This is a genomic window from Paenibacillus sp. 2TAF8 (genome assembly GCF_052114825.1).
GTDB lineage: Bacteria > Bacillota > Bacilli > Paenibacillales > Paenibacillaceae > Paenibacillus.
In genome coordinates this window covers 1-18,937 of sequence record NZ_JBFRFN010000022.1, presented here as the reverse complement: position 1 = coordinate 18,937, position 18,937 = coordinate 1, and the positions used below count along the sequence as shown (strand labels likewise).

At 47.2% G+C, this 18,937-nt stretch carries 18 protein-coding genes; 4 read left to right on the top strand and 14 right to left on the bottom strand.

The window, feature by feature from the left end:
- Positions 1 to 8: 8 nt before the first annotated feature.
- The 5 genes from AB4Z30_RS24315 to AB4Z30_RS24295 all read right to left on the bottom strand — a co-directional run bounded on the left by AB4Z30_RS24315 (position 9) and on the right by AB4Z30_RS24295 (position 4,968).
- A complete protein-coding gene (locus AB4Z30_RS24315; protein ID WP_441930014.1) occupies positions 9 to 272 on the bottom strand; it encodes a YneF family protein in 264 nt (87 codons plus the stop codon).
- Between the two features lie 179 nt (positions 273 to 451).
- Positions 452 to 1,477 (bottom strand): HD domain-containing phosphohydrolase, encoded by a 1,026-nt coding sequence (locus tag AB4Z30_RS24310; RefSeq protein ID WP_441930013.1) that lies wholly within the window; start codon positions 1,475 to 1,477, stop codon positions 452 to 454.
- A gap of 15 nt (positions 1,478 to 1,492) precedes the next feature.
- The gene (queG, locus tag AB4Z30_RS24305; RefSeq protein WP_441930012.1) at positions 1,493 to 3,460 is read right to left on the bottom strand and encodes a tRNA epoxyqueuosine(34) reductase QueG; all 1,968 of its coding nucleotides are present in this window, start codon (positions 3,458 to 3,460) and stop codon (positions 1,493 to 1,495) included.
- A 177-nt stretch (positions 3,461 to 3,637) separates the two neighbouring features.
- Entirely contained in the window at positions 3,638 to 4,243 is a 606-nt protein-coding gene (gene lepB / locus AB4Z30_RS24300; RefSeq protein ID WP_441930011.1) for a signal peptidase I, read from the bottom strand.
- A 299-nt stretch (positions 4,244 to 4,542) separates the two neighbouring features.
- On the bottom strand, positions 4,543 to 4,968 hold the full coding sequence (locus tag AB4Z30_RS24295) for a GNAT family N-acetyltransferase (protein ID WP_342554104.1): 426 nt from the start codon (positions 4,966 to 4,968) through the stop codon (positions 4,543 to 4,545).
- 419 nt (positions 4,969 to 5,387) lie between these two features.
- Between AB4Z30_RS24295 and AB4Z30_RS24290 the strand changes: the two genes are divergently transcribed.
- The gene (locus AB4Z30_RS24290; protein ID WP_123066845.1) at positions 5,388 to 5,999 is read left to right on the top strand and encodes a superoxide dismutase; all 612 of its coding nucleotides are present in this window, start codon (positions 5,388 to 5,390) and stop codon (positions 5,997 to 5,999) included.
- A 775-nt stretch (positions 6,000 to 6,774) separates the two neighbouring features.
- Here AB4Z30_RS24290 and mutY read toward each other — a convergent pair.
- The 5 genes from mutY to AB4Z30_RS24265 form a co-directional block, all read right to left on the bottom strand.
- Positions 6,775 to 8,163: an A/G-specific adenine glycosylase gene (mutY, locus tag AB4Z30_RS24285; RefSeq protein WP_441930010.1), complete on the bottom strand. Its 1,389-nt coding sequence runs from the start codon at positions 8,161 to 8,163 to the stop codon at positions 6,775 to 6,777.
- Positions 8,164 to 8,265: 102 nt separating this feature from the next.
- A complete protein-coding gene (acpS, locus tag AB4Z30_RS24280; protein WP_441930009.1) occupies positions 8,266 to 8,682 on the bottom strand; it encodes a holo-ACP synthase in 417 nt (138 codons plus the stop codon).
- A 363-nt stretch (positions 8,683 to 9,045) separates the two neighbouring features.
- Entirely contained in the window at positions 9,046 to 9,855 is an 810-nt protein-coding gene (nadE, locus tag AB4Z30_RS24275) for an ammonia-dependent NAD(+) synthetase (RefSeq protein WP_441930008.1), read from the bottom strand.
- Positions 9,856 to 10,042: 187 nt separating this feature from the next.
- Positions 10,043 to 10,477 (bottom strand): BrxA/BrxB family bacilliredoxin, encoded by a 435-nt coding sequence (locus AB4Z30_RS24270; protein WP_090924929.1) that lies wholly within the window; start codon positions 10,475 to 10,477, stop codon positions 10,043 to 10,045.
- A 221-nt stretch (positions 10,478 to 10,698) separates the two neighbouring features.
- Entirely contained in the window at positions 10,699 to 12,393 is a 1,695-nt protein-coding gene (locus AB4Z30_RS24265; protein ID WP_441930007.1) for a two-component system sensor histidine kinase NtrB, read from the bottom strand.
- 194 nt (positions 12,394 to 12,587) lie between these two features.
- Between AB4Z30_RS24265 and AB4Z30_RS24260 the strand changes: the two genes are divergently transcribed.
- Positions 12,588 to 13,856 (top strand): NAD(P)/FAD-dependent oxidoreductase, encoded by a 1,269-nt coding sequence (locus AB4Z30_RS24260; protein WP_441930006.1) that lies wholly within the window; start codon positions 12,588 to 12,590, stop codon positions 13,854 to 13,856.
- Positions 13,857 to 14,971: 1,115 nt separating this feature from the next.
- Here the strand turns inward: AB4Z30_RS24260 and AB4Z30_RS24255 are convergent.
- The 3 genes from AB4Z30_RS24255 to AB4Z30_RS24245 all read right to left on the bottom strand — a co-directional run bounded on the left by AB4Z30_RS24255 (position 14,972) and on the right by AB4Z30_RS24245 (position 17,600).
- Complete coding sequence (locus AB4Z30_RS24255) at positions 14,972 to 15,382, bottom strand: hypothetical protein (protein WP_441930005.1); 411 nt, start codon at positions 15,380 to 15,382, stop codon at positions 14,972 to 14,974.
- A 210-nt stretch (positions 15,383 to 15,592) separates the two neighbouring features.
- On the bottom strand, positions 15,593 to 16,846 hold the full coding sequence (locus AB4Z30_RS24250) for an ABC transporter permease (protein WP_441930004.1): 1,254 nt from the start codon (positions 16,844 to 16,846) through the stop codon (positions 15,593 to 15,595).
- A 16-nt stretch (positions 16,847 to 16,862) separates the two neighbouring features.
- The gene (locus AB4Z30_RS24245; RefSeq protein WP_441930003.1) at positions 16,863 to 17,600 is read right to left on the bottom strand and encodes an ABC transporter ATP-binding protein; all 738 of its coding nucleotides are present in this window, start codon (positions 17,598 to 17,600) and stop codon (positions 16,863 to 16,865) included.
- Between the two features lie 243 nt (positions 17,601 to 17,843).
- Here AB4Z30_RS24245 and AB4Z30_RS24240 point away from each other — a divergent pair, with 243 nt between their 5' ends.
- Both AB4Z30_RS24240 and AB4Z30_RS24235 read left to right on the top strand, forming a co-directional pair.
- Complete coding sequence (locus AB4Z30_RS24240) at positions 17,844 to 18,137, top strand: AbrB/MazE/SpoVT family DNA-binding domain-containing protein (protein ID WP_441930002.1); 294 nt, start codon at positions 17,844 to 17,846, stop codon at positions 18,135 to 18,137.
- Between the two features lies 1 nt (position 18,138).
- Positions 18,139 to 18,534, top strand: a complete 396-nt coding sequence (locus AB4Z30_RS24235) for a type II toxin-antitoxin system death-on-curing family toxin (protein ID WP_441930001.1) — start codon at positions 18,139 to 18,141, stop codon at positions 18,532 to 18,534.
- A 71-nt stretch (positions 18,535 to 18,605) separates the two neighbouring features.
- On the opposite strand, the gene AB4Z30_RS24230 is transcribed toward AB4Z30_RS24235, so the two are convergent.
- Positions 18,606 to 18,937 (bottom strand): hypothetical protein (locus AB4Z30_RS24230; RefSeq protein WP_441930000.1); only part of this gene is annotated, 332 nt, incomplete at its 5' end.

Genomic DNA, 18,937 nt, shown 5'->3' with positions numbered 1-18,937 from the left:
CACAGCTATTATTTTCGGCGGCCCGAGTTTTTACGCGCAGGATGTTGAGTCGGCTGAGGCATTTTTGTGCCTGGTTGCTGGTTCTTCATCATCTGCTGGGCACGCTGCATTTGCTTGCCATTCAGGTTGTAACCCATTTGTTTCGCCATTTTCTGTAGCATGTCAGGGTCGCTTTGCATTTTCTCAAGCTGTTTACGCAGGTAAAACACCCCGATGAAAAATCCACCGACCAGACCCACAATCAATGTAATAATCGGTATTACAATCTCCATCTCTTAGACACCTCTGTATGCAATATGCAATCTAAAAAAACGAATGATCTGTGCTTGTACACATCATGATCAATAAAGATTTATATCCATGATGAAGACATGACACCGACCAGATTTCCTGAGAGTTATCATAGCATTTCCACACGTCCTGAGCAAACGCATTTTCCAGTTTTCCTGCTTTAACTCAGCACACCTTCGATAAAGACCGTTGTTTGTTTGGCCAGATCAATCTCAACCACATCCAGAGAATAACGTGTGCTACCACGGGCCACCCGAATGATCGGTCTGCCCGGCAGACCACGGTGCTGGCGGACAATGACGCCCGTTTCCTTCGTAGACAACCGAACAGCAGTCCCGTTGGGATATACAGATACACTTTTGTTAAACTCAATCAGAATATCCCGGTCCAGCTTCGTCCCGGACATCGCCATCATCTCCTCACACGCTTCATGCGGCAGCATGCTACTACCTGACAAACCGTTGATGAGATTATCATAGATGTTAGCCGCACTGACAATTTTGGCGAATAGATGGATATCTTTGCCCCTGATGCCTCTTGGTACACCGCTGCCATCCTCATGTTCATGATGCTGTAGCGCAGTGTGTGCAACGAGCAAGCTAAACTCACGTTTATTTTTGATCACTTCAAAGCCGCGCCATGTATGATGTAGCTTAGAAGAAGGCATCGTACCAGGAGTTTCGCCTACTTTTCCAATATCATGTAGCAGGGCGCCTACAGCCAGATCCTTGAGCTGATTGTAATTGAGTCCCATATTCAGCCCAATAACGGAAGACAACAAACAGACGTTCATCGCGTGAACATATTGTGCATTGTCCTGGGTTCGGATATCGGTTAACTGCACCAGCAGTTCGCGCCCATTCAGGACATCATTCAATAACTTGTCTATACTAAGCGCGACTTTCTTCGGGCTCCAGTCTTTTCCGGATCGTACCGCTTCCAGCGTAACGCTCATCTCATTGATAATGGCTCGTTTCGTGGCTTCATCCAGAATATCTTCTGTATCCACATCTTTAAACGCTTCATCCTGGATGTACAGCGTGGTTACCCCGATACGCTTCAACGTATTGACCATAAACACGGTAAGTTCGACTCCGGCAGACAGCAATACCGTACCGTTACTGGAGTATACTGTTTTGCCCAAAATCTCTCCCGCCTCCACGCTTTCCACGTTTACATACTTCATGAACGTCCCCCGCTCTTACGATTGCTGCTCCAATGCGAGCAATTGCTCCTTGGTTTGCAGACCGCCTGCGTAACCCACCAGGGTTCCGTCTTTACCGCTTATGCGGTGACAGGGAATAATAATCGGGATCGGATTCTTGCTGATGGCATCCAAAACTGCGCGTACAGCCTTGGGCCTGCCGATTTTTTCCGCAACCTGTTGGTGAGTTAAGGCTTCTCCATAAGATATATCGGACAGAACCTCCCAAACTTGTAGCTGGAATGCGGTGCCATATCGCTGGATTTGCAAGTCGAACATCTTTCGCTCTCCTGCAAAATACTGCCGTAACTGTTCAGCAGCTTCGCTAAGCTTCTCTTCATTCTTCTCATATCGATACTCCCCGACCCACGTACGTGCCCACTGCTGGAGATGAGCCTCCCTTACATGAAAAGCACCAAAATCGATATGACATAGCCCCTCGTCAGTTGCGCATAAGGTAAGTGTTCCAATCGGTGTCAGCACCTCATCATAATACACAGGTTTGCCGTGAAGCCCTGTTACTGCGGAAGGCTTCCATGCGGCTGCTTCGGGCTTGGTAGAGGAAACAGACCCCTCAGGCTCACTGTCGCCTTCACTTGTACTCCCATTCGTAGTCCACGGTGTGTCCTTTCCAAACTCCGTGTCTCTTACCTGAGATAAAGATGCAGCTTGTGTGTAATGCAAAGCGTCCACTGTACCTGCTTGTTGTTGTTTCTCCACTTGTTCTTCCTTTATCTCTTGCACATGCTTCGTCACATTGACTTGCTCAGCCTGTGACGAATCGGGTAAGGTCTCGGATGATAACAATCTCTCCTTGGCCTTCTGCAGCATACTTAGCACGTTCCCATCTTGTTCGATCGCGGCAGCTTCCCCAATAGCTCTCATGGCGTCTTCTCCTCCAATTCTGCTCAGCGCCCAGGCAGCGGTCCCCCGCAGCTCCGGACGCGGATCACGTTTCAGTACCTGCGTGAGCTTCGGTACAGCGCTTTTGTCTTTGAAATTGCCCAGTGCGATGACCGCATTGCGCTGGATCGGCTTTTTGCCCCGCCAAGCGGCGGAACTTTGACCGAAACGCTCTTTGAATTCACGGTTGCCGATATCCAGCAGCGGCAGCAGCAAAGGCTTTACAACCTCCGGATCGGGATGAAACTCAGGATGATGATCCCAGTTTTTGCCCCGATTCTTCGGACATACAATCTGACACGTATCACAACCGTACAGTCGGTTGCCGATTTTCAGCATAAACTCTTCATCCAGGAACCCTTTGGTTTGGGTTAAAAAAGAAATACAGCGCTGCGCATTCAATTGGCCAGGGCCAACCAGCGCACCTGTAGGACAGGCATCAATGCATTTCGTGCATTCACCGCAATCCTCAGTTACGGGAGTATCTGGTGGGAACGGAATGTTCGTGACAAGCTCCCCCAGGAATATCCACGAACCGAATTTTGGCGATATAATCGAGCAGTTCTTGGCACTGAATCCGATCCCTGCTCGCTGCGATACAGCACGATCCACAAGCGCACCTGTGTCCACCATACTTTCAATGATCGCTTCCGGTACGCGTTCACGGATAAAGTTCACCAGCTTGTCCATCGCCGCGCGAAGCACCTGGTGATAATCCTGCCCCCAAGCCGAACGAGCAAAAATGCCACGGTACGCGCCAGGCTCCGACTTCGGCGGATTAACCATTTTGGACGGATAAGCTACCGCTATGGCGATCAGGGAAGCAGGTTCGCTATCTGGCAGGGCGGGATGCACTCTTTTTTCAATATCCGGTTCTTCAAATCCTGACGCATATCCCTTATCCCGAGACTGCTCCARCAACGATTTAAGCGACACAAAGGGGTCCGCTGAAGCAAACCCAATATCATCTATGCCCAGTTCCGGGCCAGCTGCCTTGATCTCCTGCTTTAACGCTTCCCATACGGAGGCGGCCTGTGCTGCCCCGGTCCGTACGCTCGTCATTTTCTCTTCCCTCTTTTCTTTCAGGCACGTAACCCTTAAACAATGAACGCCCGCCTCACTTAAGAGACCAGGCGCTTAACTATAACGATATATGTCTAGCTTAAAATAGAATGTACAGTCTACGTGCCTGTATGATTAAACGCAAATTTCGTTTCGAAGTTGTTGTAGTCCAACATTTTACAGCTTTTTCATCTCGGAGAATGGCCAGAAAATAAACTCGGCTTTGCCGACAATCTCGCTGGAAGTTATACTCCCAAACAAGCGGCTGTCCTTGCTTTTGCCCTCATGTCGATTATCTCCCATCACGAAGAAACGATCCGACTCCAGCGTTATCGGTCCAAAATCGGGGTCTTGCACTTCAATGTCCGTATAACTCTCTGTCTGCTGAACGCCATTAACATATAGATGATGGTCCTTGACCTCAATTGTATCACCGGGAAGTCCCACGATTCGTTTCACCAGGTAATCCTTCTTCCCCGTACCTTCACTCGGGTCACGAAGCACAACCACATCCGACCGGGATGGTTCACCGAAATGATATACCATTTTGTTTACAAACAGACGATCATGCTCCACCAGCGTTGGTTGCATGGACTGTCCTTTGACCATCGACAGATTAAATACAAACAGGTTCAACAGCATCATGATCACAAAAGCAACCACAATGGTCTTCACCCAATCCCACAGTTCGGCTGTCCAGGACTTCCCAGACTGCTCAGGCACAGAATTCTGATTCTGCTCATCGAAAGTCGAATGCTCCACAGAAGGCATGTTAGAATTCAAAGAGACACCTCATTTATCAATTTGTAGATTAAACATTTGTTGACAGGTAAGACTCCCTTTCAGTCTACTCTATTTGTCAGAGCGAAACAATTGGAGATGACCACCAGCATACGAACGAATAGACTCTTTCTAACCGCAATCTGGAAAAAAAGGAAAACAGGTTGCATATCAAGCGCTGCATCCTCATACAAATAGAAAGGCATATCCCTCACGTCATAGTGCGTGAACAGATATGCCTAATATAAAATGAAAATCTCTTTATTTCTTTGTCTAACCTACACCGAATTCACCTGCACCGATTAAGCCTTGGACAAAATACTAAGTTTCTGAAAAGCACTCAGAATCTTACTGGCACCATACCCCATTGCTTCGTATAAAGGCATGGCTGCTTTGTTGTGCTCATCACCAGCCACCCAAATTTGGCTGACTTTGCGCTGCTGGAACCGCTGTTCCATAGCCTCGACAAGAGTTTTGCCGACACCGCGGCGACGATAGTCTGGATGAACCGCAATACGATAGATGCATCCCTGGTTTTGATCAATCGTACCAATCAAAGCGCCGACGAGGTCTCCCTCTTCTTCCGCAACCATGATCAGGTCAGAATCCCATGACAATTGACGGGCAAACGGGCCCATCGTGTTCTCATAACACTCTTCCGATAGTGCAACCTGGAGAAGCTCCGTCATCTGGCTTGCATCACTCAACTGAAAGGAACGAACGTGCATGTTTCAAATCTCCCTTTTCGTTAGCTTAAGATGAGGTTTTACAAAAAAGGGGGTCCCCTTTTACCAAAAACCCGATGTTCATATAATGACAAAAAACGAGAAAATACCGCTTCTTCGTCAATTAAACCATACTTTTCTCCATAAAACACGCATTTTCTTCTGAAAGCGCTTTACTGTAAACGTTTACATTGATTAAGTATGAATTTTAACGTTTTTTTTCGCCTAAATATTATAATTTTAGTAATAATGGGTAAAATATGTTTGTTATCTCTGGCCTGGTTTTTGATTAACGGTTCGGGGGACTTAATAAACAAAAATGTTGATTAATTGTCCCGAATGCGGTTTAATAATAATGGCAAGGGTATTATTACATATGTACCTTAAACAACAAATCCCAAAATCTCAGGAGGTATTTCACTATGGCTTTTCAATTACCAGCACTTCCTTACGCTAACGATGCACTGGAACCACATATCGATGCACAAACGATGGAAATCCACCACGATCGCCATCACAACACTTACGTAACTAACTTGAACGCAGCTCTGGAAAGCGCTCCTGAACTGCAAAACAAAAGCTTGGAAGATCTGATCGCTAACTTGGACAGCGTACCAGAAAGCATCCGCACAGCGGTTCGTAACAACGGCGGCGGACACGCTAACCACAGCTTGTTCTGGGAAATCATTGGACCAAACGGCGGCGGCGCACCAACAGGTGATATCGCAGCAGCAATCGACAGCGAACTTGGCGGCTTTGACAAGTTCAAAGAAGATTTCGCTAAAGCAGCTACAACTCGTTTCGGTTCTGGCTGGGCATGGCTCGTTGTAGGCAAAGATGGCAAATTGTCCATCACTAGCACGCCTAACCAAGACAGCCCGCTCTTCGAAGGTCTGACTCCAGTTCTGGGTCTGGACGTATGGGAGCACGCTTACTACCTGAAATATCAAAACAAACGCCCTGATTACATCGGTGCATTCTGGAACGTAATCAACTGGGATGAAGTTAACAAACGTTACGCTGCAGCGAAATAAGACTGCGGATAGAATAAAAGAGCCTGAATCGATCCTTGTGATCGACTCAGGCTCTTTTTTGTTGAGTGGGGCGTATTTGGACTTATGCACAGAACATGCCTGCATGTGCTTGGACATGCAGAATACGGCGAGACATGAACACACGTTCCAGAGCGCGTCAAGAGGTGTTAAGATATGGTGGGAATTCCGGGATGCGCAAGGACGTGTAGAGGGCGTCACGGGATGTTGCAACCTCTGCCGGAACATGACTGGATGCGTCAGGGGAATGCCGAGAAAAATGCAGGATATTCTGAAAGCGCCGGAATTTGCTTAGATACGGTCCGATAACCTGAGACATTCAAGATCCAGCAGAATGGTTCTGGATATTCCGGAGCACAGCAACAGTCAGAGGATTTAGAAGCATGTCCTCGCTTGCATGTCCTCGCTGGCGCGAAAAAGCTCTTCACCTCTGCGGCGCCTTTCAACAATGCCAATCTGCGCTAACGATCACCAGGAACGCTATTGCGCTTTTTTCAGCCAATCTAAATTCTAACGATCTCCAGAGACGCTATTTATCTATTTCCGAAGTAATATTGCGCCAACTACACGTTTTCGAGGAAAATAGCGTCTCTCATGATCGTTAGAATTTTGCAGGCCTCATTTTTCGCAAAATAAGGTTCCTGGAGATCGTTAGAAGGAATCTCTCCATTCAATAACGGCACCTCTCCACTTTCTTCCCCACATCCCTTAGAGATGGTTCATCTAATCCTATTGCTTAGCCAATTGGCCATCATTATTAATCGTTAACTTCATCATAGGCTCCAGCGAAATAGTTGCGTAGCAACTTCAGAAATACATTAGGGAACGCGAGTTTCTCCATATCTTCCGGGCCGATCCATTGATACATGAGGCCATCGCCTTTACCTGTCAGGACTTCCTGTGCCGCACGAGCGGCGATGGGTGCTGACAGGGAGTCGCTAGGCTTACTGAGCGAGCTTAGGTGATTTGACGAAGGGGTCATGTCAGGCTCTGACCCATCTTCGGCTACAGATGCGCGTTCTGTTGGCGCGGCATCTGTCTTTAGTTTAGCAGGATCAGCGGATGCTGTTTCCGCTAGGGATGCCGCCTGCGCATCGTAGGCGGCTCTGGCTTCCGCGGCGATCAGCGGAAGCTCGCTGCTCTGGTCCTGTTCCGTACACTTGTACACCTGCAGGCTCCAGACAATGTGGCTGAACACATGCTCCGCATGGGTAGCCAGCCCTTCCGGGCGGGCAGCGAAGCCTTCCGCCCACAGACTGCCGGCCAGCAAAGCCATGGCCGGCTCATCCGCCAGCGGCGCTGCCGCCTTGCCCGCTGCGGCAGGCGCCGCCAGCACATGCGGCAGCTCCCACATCCGGGCCAGCAGGCCTGTATCCGGGCGCTGGCGCACAAGCACACGGCCGCGATGAGCGCCGCGGCCTTCCACCAGAGCAACCAGCCGCTGCTCAGGGCGCGGCGGCTTGGCTTTGGTCTTGACCGGCAGCGTAAGCTCTCTTCCGGCAATTCTGCCGGAACAATGCTCCATCACTGGGCAAGTCAAGCAGTGCGGCGCTTTGGGTGTACACACCAGCGCCCCAAGCTCCATCAGCGCCTGATTGAAATCACGCGCCCGCCCTTCCGGAATGAGCTCTCCCGCGAGCTCTTCCATCAAAACCCGGGTGCTGCCCTTCATAATATCCTCATCAATGAGGAAATATCGGGACAGCACCCGCATCACATTGCCGTCCACCGCTGGCTGCGGCTGGTTGAAGGCAATGCTGAGAATGGCTCCGGCTGTATACGGGCCGACCCCTTTTAACGCAAAAACGCTCTGCTTGTCCTGCGGCATCTCTCCACCATGCAGCTCCATAACCTGCCTTGCCGCTGCCTGAAGATTACGTGCCCTTGAATAATATCCGAGCCCCTCCCAGTTTTTCAGCACCTCTTCCTCCGGTGCCTCGGCAAGAGCCTGTACGGTCGGGAAATTTCCGATGAATCGGTTAAAATACGGAATAACCGTATCTACACGTGTCTGTTGCAGCATAATTTCCGAAACCCACGTAAAATACGGATTATTGTGGCGACGCCACGGTAAATCCCGACGATTAATCATGTACCAATCCAGCAAGTTCACGCTGAAATGTCGTTTCTGTTCTTGTAAACCCATATGCCCTTCCTTTCCTGTATCCACGATTCTCAGTTATGTGACTCCCAGTCTGACTCTCACTCATTTGCTCTTGCTCTATGCTCTTTTCGTTCGCCAACCATCTTATATATCTAGCCCATTCGCTTCATGTACTTGCTCCACAATCGCAAATGCTGCTGCCAGCTCCGTCTGATGGGTAATGCTTAGATGAATCTCATATTGTATGTCATACGGCAACTGCAGACGTTCCCAAGCTTGACTGGACAACGAAGCAACCGGGCGACCCGACGGATCGGGCAACACTTCAATATCTGTAAAACCCATGACAGCACCGATCCCGCAGCCAAATGCTTTGGACACGGCCTCTTTGGCCGCGAAACGCCCCGATACAAATTCCGTCATCCTTTTCCCGCGGCCAGCGGCGATCTCACGTTCAGCTGGAGTTAATATACGTTTCATAAACACCTCTGCATGGCGACCAGACAACAGCCTGCGCATACGATTAATCTCTAATACATCATTGCCAATGCCATATATCATAACGATTCACCCGCTTAATCTTTTAGGCTGTAAAAGATAATCCATACTTCAACGATCCGCAACTTTCCGAACACGTATTCTATTGTAGCAGGAGGCGTACACGGATGCGAGCATCCACTATCCGCATTTCCAATTTTGCTAAAATTTTAACGAAACACACCTCCATCAACTTGGATATCCGCTCCGTTCCAACCCAACCCAATACAAAATGCATACGATGATGGAAAACAACAAAAAAGAGCCACCGCTCTAAGCAGTGACCCCTTTTCAAACCAGAGTCTCTTTCGAAGCCCTCCCATGCAAATTCATAACAATGCTACACACACTGAGGCATTCACACGTTCAATGCTTTGATCACTCGAATTAAATACCAGGAATCGCATTACGTTTGTGATGTGTGCGTGTGTAAAATGACTCCAGACGTTCTTGCGCAGCCGGGTCGATATGCTTACCTTCAAGGTAATCGCTGTTCGCTTCGTATGAAATACCCAGCTCGTCCTCATCGGTTTGACCTTCCCATAACCCCGCCGAAGGAGCTTTATCCAGTATGGATTGCGGCACCTTCAGGTAAACAGCGAGTTGACGAACCTGACGTTTGTTCAGCGTGCTCAGCGGTGTGATATCCACGGCCCCGTCGCCCCATTTGGTGTAAAAGCCTGTAATTGCTTCGGATGCATGATCCGTACCTACGACTAGCAGGTTTTCTTCAAAAGAAAGCGCATATTGCATCACCATACGTGTTCTTGCTTTTACATTGCCCTTGCCTTGGTGAGTCATATGGCGCGGACTGCCGAGGGCTTTGAAGCCCTGCTCTACTTCGAGCGCGATTTCATTCACGGCCTCTTCAATGTTGGTTTCTACCACATGTTTGAGATCATATGCCTTGGCTACAGCATAGCTATCCTGAATATCCGCTTGTTCTCCATAAGGCTGGAACACACCCAGCGTTTTGTACTCTTGATTGTTTTCTGCAGTGAGCTCGTCCGTTGCTTGTTTGCAAAGTGCTGTAGCTACCGCACTGTCAATACCGCCGCTGATTGCAATCAGCAGTCCTTTGGTACCGGAATTTTTCACATACGTTTTCAGAAAGTCCACACGCTTGCGTACTTCCTCGGCTTCATTAATGCTTGGTTTAACCTTCAATTCAGCGATGATCTGTTGTTGCAAACTCATCGTTCATACACCCCGTTTCTACTAAGATAGGATTTTGATGCCCCATTTGGAAGGTATTCTGATACTTAGCTTGAAAGGTATTTTGATGTCCAGCTAGAAAAGCCCGAATGGTTCAATAACCTGATCTGTCCAAAATGAAACGCCCCGGCATCGGGCGTCCGAAGTGCGGGGCGTTCTATGGAGCAGATTAACGGCAATAACGTTCAAATGCACTTGTCAGGTCAGCCGCGATTTCCTCTGCAGAACGATCTTCCACTTGGTGACGCTCGATAAAGTGAACGAGTTCTCCGTCTTTCAACAAAGCGATGGACGGTGAGGATGGTGGGTATGGTGCAAAGAATTCACGAGCCTTTGCCGTTGCTTCTTTGTCTTGACCTGCAAATACAGTGTAGAGGTGATCCGGTGTTAAATCGTTCTGAAGTGCCTGAGCAACCCCTGGACGACATTGACCTGCTGCACATCCGCAAACAGAGTTAATTACGACGAGTGCTGTTCCTTTAGCATCCGGCAAGCTTGCTTCAACCTCTTCCGGTGTACGCAGCTCCTGGATTCCCAGACGAGTCAGCTCATCCCGCATTGGCTGAACCATATCTCTCATGTATTGATCAAATGACATCGACATTCAGTTTCACTCCTTATAATGGTTGTTCTATGATCTCGTTTGAAAAGTCAGAGTACAATAGCCATGCACCAACGAATGCGTCCATATCGAAAAAAATGGATACACGCTGTGCTATTCCTATTATACATCCCCATGCAATGAAAGCAAGGTTCAGACAACACCTGCGGAACAGCTTTCTCTCAATTATTATGGCTAATGGTCTGGCAAAATATGCTGACGCTCTAACGTTGAAAGGCAACCTTAAATGTCGTTCCCTGCCCTTCTTCCGATTCAACGGAGATTGTACCATTATGCCGCTCGACAATGCTCAGACACATGGACAATCCAAGTCCGGTGCCTTTTGCTTTGGTTGTGTAAAAAGGCTCGAACAGCTTCTCCTGTTTCACGGACGGAATCCCCGGCCCCGTATCGTGTACACACAACTCCACCTTGTCATCAACCATGCGTGTTTCCAAGGTGAGCACTCCTTTATCGTTCATCGCTTCCATTCCGTTACGAGCAAGATTAAGTACGACCTGTTTGATTTCTTTTGCATTCAGATGGAGCTTGGGCACATTATGGGCCAGCATCAGCTCGATGCTCTGTCCCCGAAGATTGGCGTCAGCCCAGAGCAAGGGACTCAGTTCGTGGATAATATCGTGCAGTTGTGATTCTTCTTTCTCCGCGATCCGGTTCTGAGCAAGAGACAGAAAATCATTAATGATACTGTTGGCTCGATCCAGTTCCTCCATTACTATTCGATAATAATGATTCAGGGAATCCGGACTTTTTTCCTGCATAAGCTGAAGAAATCCACGCACCACAGCCATCGGATTGCGCACCTCATGCGTAATGCTTGCCGCCATCTGTCCCACCAAGCTTAGCCGATCCACATTATCCAGTTCGTTGCGCAGCATCTCAAGCTCGGTAACATCCTGTATAATGAGCATAGCTCCCGAGACTTCCTTTGAATCTTTCGCAGCATTGGCATAGATGGGCACAGTTCGGGAAAGAAATACATGCGATCCGTATCGCACCGTCAACACACTTACTTCAGCATGCACAACGGCTTGCTGGATGCAGTGTTCCATTTTCTCCGCCTGCTCCTGCTCTACAAATTGACTGGCGTGCTGTCCAATCAAATTATGCGCTGACGTGCAGGGTAGCTGTTCTTTTGCCGTTTGCTTCATCAGTTCGTTTACAAATACAACTTTGCCGTCGACGTCTACCGTGGCTATAGAAAGAGGCACTGCATTCAGAATCTGGTGCAGTTTCTCCGTTTCACTCATGTAATGGTGATGCACTTCAGCTAGTTGCTGTTCCATTCCGCGATAACGTCCCATCCGGTCCAGCCACAGCTGACTCATGCTGCCAGCAGCGAGTGCACCTGCCATGTATCCAAGTGCCGACAAAATCAGATAGAGTTTGGAATATGTCGTATCAGGATAGACATAAACCATCCATAACAAACTTGCAACAGCCAGTTCAGCGGCAATCAGCGCGATGACCGTATTCATTTTGCGGGAACATGTATTATGCTTGAATCGTTTGGCAGACAACCATACAATAGGATAGAGAAGAATACCCGTATGAAGAAGAAATCCGTACAGATCATAGGGATGTGCTAACAGAAAATAGAAGAGAATATGTAGTATGGACAAGGCAGCACCTATGTGGGCTTTACAATATAGAATCGCAAGAGTTACCGGGATAATACTCAGGGATATAGGAACGGTCTCGGAGCCTACAGATAATGCAAAAAGCAGACAGAGCAGCATACTGATCACACTTGTTGCCGCGAAACTGAAATTCACTTTATCTGCATGATCCATTCGCATGACCTGTTGTTTGGTGAGACCCAGATAAAATAAGGGAATCAGGAATACTGCCGATCCGGCAAGCAGTACTTGTAAAAGAATGTCCTTTAACGCAACCACAACGTCATCTCCTCCTCTGCCCGCACATTCCCTCATTTAATTCTGATTAAAACATAGGCGACAGTATATTACAATATATCGCTTAAGGCTGCAAAAAAGAACACCCTATAACCCTGTCTGATTTCAGAAAAAGTCAGTAGTAGACATTGTCTATAAAAAACAGACAAAATCAATCAAAAAGAAGGTAATCACGAATGTATGACGTTATCGTAATCGGTGGCGGATCCGCAGGTCTGATGGCTTGTGTGGCTGCAGCCGAGCATGGAGCCTCTGTGCTGCTACTGGATAAAGGAGATCAATTGGGCCGCAAATTGGGCATCTCCGGCGGAGGGCGCTGTAATGTAACAAACGCGAAAGAAACCGATGAGTTAATTCGCCATATTCCGGGTAATGGACGTTTTTTATATAGCTCGTTTCAAAATTTGGACAACCAGGGCATCATGCGTTTTTTCGAAAATCTCGGCATTGCCTTGAAAGAAGAAGACAACGGAAGAATGTTCCCTGTCACGGACAAAGCCAAGACGGTTGTTGATGCGCTGGTCGGGAAAATTGTTTCTCTTGGCGTCGAGATCCGTACGAAAGAGCCTGTTAAAGAACTTATTCATAACGGCCAGCAAGTGCAAGGTGTTAAGCTCGCTTCAGGCAAAATCATTCACGGCCGCTCCGTTATTATTGCCACAGGCGGCAAATCCGTGCCGCAAACCGGTTCCACAGGTGACGGATACCCTTGGGCTGAGGCAGCTGGCCACACCATTACAGAGCTATATCCAACCGAAGTGCCGATTGTATCCGGTGAGAGCTGGATTCAATCCAAAGAGCTGCAGGGCTTGTCTCTGCGTGATATTGCTCTGTCTGTACTGGATGCCAAGGGCAAAACAGTCATCTCCCATCGCGGAGATATGCTCTTCACTCATTTTGGCGTATCCGGCCCGGTTGCCCTGCGTTGCAGTCAGTTTATTCGCAAGGTTCAGATGAAGTCCGGAATTACGCAGGTCACCATGAGCATCGACCTTTTTCCTGACCTTACTCCTGCTGCGCTGGAAGCACAAGTGAAACAAGGCCTAGAGCAGGAGTCACGTAAGGCTGTCAAAAATATTTTAAAAGCATGGGTGCCTGAGCGTCTGATTCCTCTACTGATGAAACGTGCCGAAATTGGAGACGACCTCACATTTCACCATTTTCCGAAAGGCATGTTAAGTCACCTGTGCGAGCTAATGAAGTCCTTTACTTTCCGCGCAGACGGCACAAGATCCCTTAAGGAAGCCTTTGTGACCGGGGGCGGAGTTCACCTAAAGGAAATATACCCTAAAACGATGGAATCCAAGCTGCTGGCCGGACTATTCTTTTGCGGAGAAGTACTCGATATTCACGGTTATACCGGCGGTTATAATATTACCGCTGCTTTCTCCACAGGATACACTGCTGGCATGAATGCTGCTGAGTACAGACATGCCAACGTATAGGTTGGTTGGTTGGTTGGTTGGTTGGTTGGTTGGTTGGTTGGTGATCAGATGCAGAGATAATTGGATGGTAGGTAAGCACCTCTTGGGGTAAACGGCCTATCTATTGGCTCTGGCTTTTGGGAGAATGTGTTCATATATGAATTGCGGGGCGTAGTATGGACTGATGCCCACTTATTTAAATGAAATGTTGCATTGTACTATACTGTGTTGTGTTTGTGTTTGTGTTGTGTTTATGTTTATGTTTGTGTTTATGTTTGTGTTTGTGTTTATGTTGTGTTGTGTTGTGTTGTGTTGTGTTGTGTTGAATTGTACTTTGTTGAATTTGTACTGTGTTTTACTGCATTGTGTTGCTGTGACTGACCACCCTCGTCATGAAGCAGTGCACTACGTGTTGGGCAGGCATAAGGTTTGAACGCTAACGATCACCACAAACCTTATTTCGTGAAAATTGACCCTTTTTAAATTCTAACGATCACCAGGAACGCTATTTGGCACAAAACAGGCCTTTCCAGCTTGAAATGAGCCATTTCTACTAAAATAAGCTCTCTGGAGATCGTTAGATTTTCAAACACCTCTAAATAGAGCAAATAGCGTTCTCTGTGATCGTTAGAAAATGATCAGGTACAGCACTGGCAGATGAGACACTAAAAAATCTACTGCCCCCTACGCTTGCGCAAAACAAAAGGCACCCCTTATGTCATTATCCATGACCGGGGTGCCCTTGTTTTGTTTTAACACTTTTGACAGCTCTATTGCTGTTCCAGATACACCTTATCGTTTAATGCAAAATAGTTGCGGACTAATATGTTGGTGCAAAACTGTAATTGGTGTGTTGTTAGTACTGTTCTTGTACTGTTCTTGTACTGTTCTTGTACTGTTCTTGTACTGCTCTTGTACTGCTCTTGGTGCTGTTCTTGTACTGCTCTTGGTACCGTTCTTAGAATGTTCTTGGTACTGCTCTTGGTACTGCTCTTGGTACTTTGGTCAGGACTGGTGTTGTCACGTTATTAGAGTTGTTAATGGCATCAAGCACTGCTGTTGTGGCCACTCTAATTCTAAGCTTCGGTACAGCCATGTCTCTATTTCCCGATTCTCCCTGTTTCGTAGTTCTACCTTCAAGCCTTAACACTGCCGGAAAATCCATCCGCCGAATCATCATAAACGGGATCATCACTATAATTATGTTCGCCTTGGTCTACACCTTGATCAACATTCTGACCGTAATTTACTGACTGGCTCCCGCCGCGTGCATAACTCTCGTTCCAGTCCTCATTCACAAGATGTGCTGGAATGGATACGTTTTGGAACTGATCCAGTGCATCCACTGAGGAAGCGAACACCGCACTCCCTCCATGTGATTGCACTATTTCTACAGCGGATTGCGGGTCCTGGCGATCTGTCGGGATATATAATTCAAGTGGTGCAGATTGATATGGCTTATAGCCTAATTCCTCCAAGGTTGCTTTTGCCTCAAGCAGTGCCGAAGGATCGGAAAAATGTACTTGAAGCTCACCGTTATCCATCATGCGCTACCCCTCCTCACTATAGATATTTATATCCTCAGTCTGTGAAACCCGTTGAAATACAAGACCATCCATGAATCAAGACGTACATGAACAGGACATCCATAACATTCAAATGCTTCACATACCTTTTCTTCTATAGCATGGGCAGTTCAACCAAGTGATATGCTTCGGGTAGCAAATTCCTTTCAAGCCTTGTGATGCAAAAACAAATCATGAACGAGTCTGCCTGATCAGGCCTGCAACGGCCACTGAACCATAACCTAATGCTACCGTGCATGCAGCTGTCAGAAAACCGGAAAGCCAGCCCAGCCAAAACAATCCCATGACATATCCCACCAGCGCAACAAGTGGAAGCAACAACATACGCACCATGATGGAACCTGCCTCATGCAGCGCAGCAGAATCATACGTAACAAGCTGAACATACTCCGAGGTTGCCAGTCCATCCCACGCACGGTACAACATCACGGTTAGCATAACCGCCAGTAACCCACACACGATGACATTGACTGGAAACGGCGGCAAGGCTACCGCTGCGATAGACAACCCACCTAGTTGCAGATACAATTTCAACGTCTCGGAATTACGAAAAAATGCTTTAAACGCAATCTCTGCTGTCCGATTCCGAATGGAACGTTTACGAAATAATTTGCGAGGTTTACGAAATACGATGGTTCGTGTCTGCGGAGACTTCGGCTTGCTCACAGCCTGACTTAACATCAGTGCAGTCAATCTGAGCCTGCTTCGCAAATCCTCGCGCACATCGCCTTCAAACGTACCTTTCATGCGTAATCTCATCTGGATCATCGTAATGAGCAGTAGCAGAACGGTGGCAATACTGAGCATGATTTTCCACGTATACGTGTCTCCTAAGATCCAAGCTGATGTGCGAACAGCCATCCATCCCATGGCGAGCACAAGTGAGGCCAACGAAAGCCAGCGACGCCATCCCGTATATCGAACTTTGATAATATGTATAGCAATGACTTGAAGTGAAGCTGCGCTTCCTAGCCAAATACTTGCCAGCACGATCTGTAATAGTGACATCTCATACACGCGAACGAGCAGCGGGGCAATAAACGCGGTAATAAGCATCATTTTTCCAAATTGTAACACCGTCACCCGCCAAAGCCCGCGTATCATCAGTGTTCGCATCCAGACTGTTCTGGATTTCAAGAATAATACATCGGCTTCCTCGATAAAAAGCAGAACTCCACCCGTCAGGATGATCAGTTCGATAATCCCCGTTAGTAGAGGAAATGATATACCGGTTGCCCATGTTGGCAGTGCTTTCGTCCATAAACTCGTGTACCAGCCAATAAAATATAACAGACCCGGAATCAGCAGATACAGCCAGACTGTCCAGTCCACCACAAGTTTGAAGTTGCGCCACTGTTCTCGAAGATGCTCTTTCTGTCTTCTCCGATATAGAAGATTCGGGGTATAACGTTTGGGCTCAACCATCAGGCTTCTCCTTTCTTCAATCCGATGTTAACGTGTCAAAACAATCAAACAACGACGCTTCCGGCATTCCAGCCGTAGCACGAATTTCATCTAACGTTCCTTCCGCTGCCGACCTGCCTGCAGCAATCAGAATGAAACGGTCGCAGATCCGTTCCGCCGTATCGAGCACATGTGTAGACATTAACACGCCTGCTCCACGGCGGCGCTCATCATCAAGTAATTTCAGAAAATCCTTTGTCGCACGTGGATCTAAACCGATAAATGGCTCGTCCACAATATAGATATCCGGTGAGGAGAGAAAACCGATCATGAGCATCATTTTCTGACGCATGCCCTTCGAGAAACTCGCTGGCAGATCATTGCGGACATGATCCATACCAAAACGGACTAACAGTTCCTCCGCTCTCGCCACGAATACATCTTCTTCTATTTCATACGCTGCAGCAGCCAGATCAAGATGTTCCCACAAGGTCATATACTCGTAAAAAACAGGCTGTTCGGGAATGTAGGCATAACGCCCTTCCCCACCAATGGTTACATCATAATCGGCATGCTCCAGCAGGCCAAGCAATGTCTTGATGGTTGTACTTTTACCTGCACCATTGGGCCCGATAATCCCGACCAACTCTCCCGGCGCCACGTGCATCCGAATATTCCGGATCGTAGACTGCCCTGGCGCGTAACCTGCTTCGCGAATATGTACGTTCAGGATGGAATTAGGTAAATCTATTTCTTCCTGCGATGCGTGCTGCATGGCTTAACACTCCTGTTCTTGTCCTTTTTATACGTGATGAACTATTTATATTGTAAATGAGTTTTGTTTATCATGTTTGATCAAATTGAGCAAAAGTGGGGCATTCATTTCTATTGATCTATGTTAAAATGTTATTACATACTTACACCCTTACATACTTACACCTTTATATTAACTACCTTTAAAGTTTCGGTATCACTCCTTTAAATTCGTTCATACTAATTAATACAGGGGGAATATATCATGAATGGTGGGGCTGAATTGAAGAACAGTAGCGTTCAGAGAAAAATTTTATCCCGTAAGATTAGCAGAATGGGAAATAGTTTGGGTATAAGTCTCCCAAAAGTTATGCTTGATAAGCTTCATGTATCTCAGGGGGATGAGATTGAATTTGTAGAAAATAATCAGGGTGAGATTATTATTAAAAAAGTCAAGCAATTAAAACTACCTGAAAATGTACGACCAGAGGTGTTAGAGGCTTTTTATGATGTTTTTGAAGAAGATGAAGATATCTTGAATGATTTAAGAGATCGTTAAGATGACAACCATCTTTCTTTCTACTGAAGAAGTTGTAGCTGCACATCATTTCATGATGAAAAAGATGAATGACTCAGAACAAGCTGGGGTTAAAGATTACGCTTTGCTGGATTCAGCTGTCATGAGACCGATGCAAAGTCTATTCGGAAATGATGCCTACCCCTCCTTATTCGATAAAGCCACTGCTTTGCTGGAGTCATTGGTCAAAAACCATTGTTTTCATAACGGGAACAAGAGAACTGCATATCTCGTAACCAAATCTTTTCTACGCGTCAATGGTTATCATCTTAAAATGGAGCGTGCTTACGCTGTTGAATTTATGGTTCATATAGCTGAAGGAAAGTACTCATTCGATAACATCGTACACATCATTGATGAACATTCAAAAAAGTTATAGGTTCTAATCTCATAAAAACAAGCAGGGGCTCCGGAGCCCCTGCTTCTTCATATTACAGTGAAAAACTCATATCATCGATTGCTCTCCACCATGTTCATCGTTTCGCTTTCTGCATCCGCATTAGCGTTCAGACCAAGATCCAGCATGCCGCGATTTTCGCTGGCATAGTTGCTGCTTGCGTTGCGCTCACGGTCGTTCACGTTACTATTGCGTTCGGATTGAGCCATTGTTGCACTCTCCCCTTCCGCTTTCACGTTCAGACCTAGATCCAGCATGCCGCGATTTTCGCTGGCATAGTTGCTGCTTGCGTTGCGCTCACGGTCGTTCACGTTACTATTGCGTTCGGATTGAGCCATTGTTGCACTCTCCCCTTCCGCTTTCACGTTCAGACCTAGATTAGATC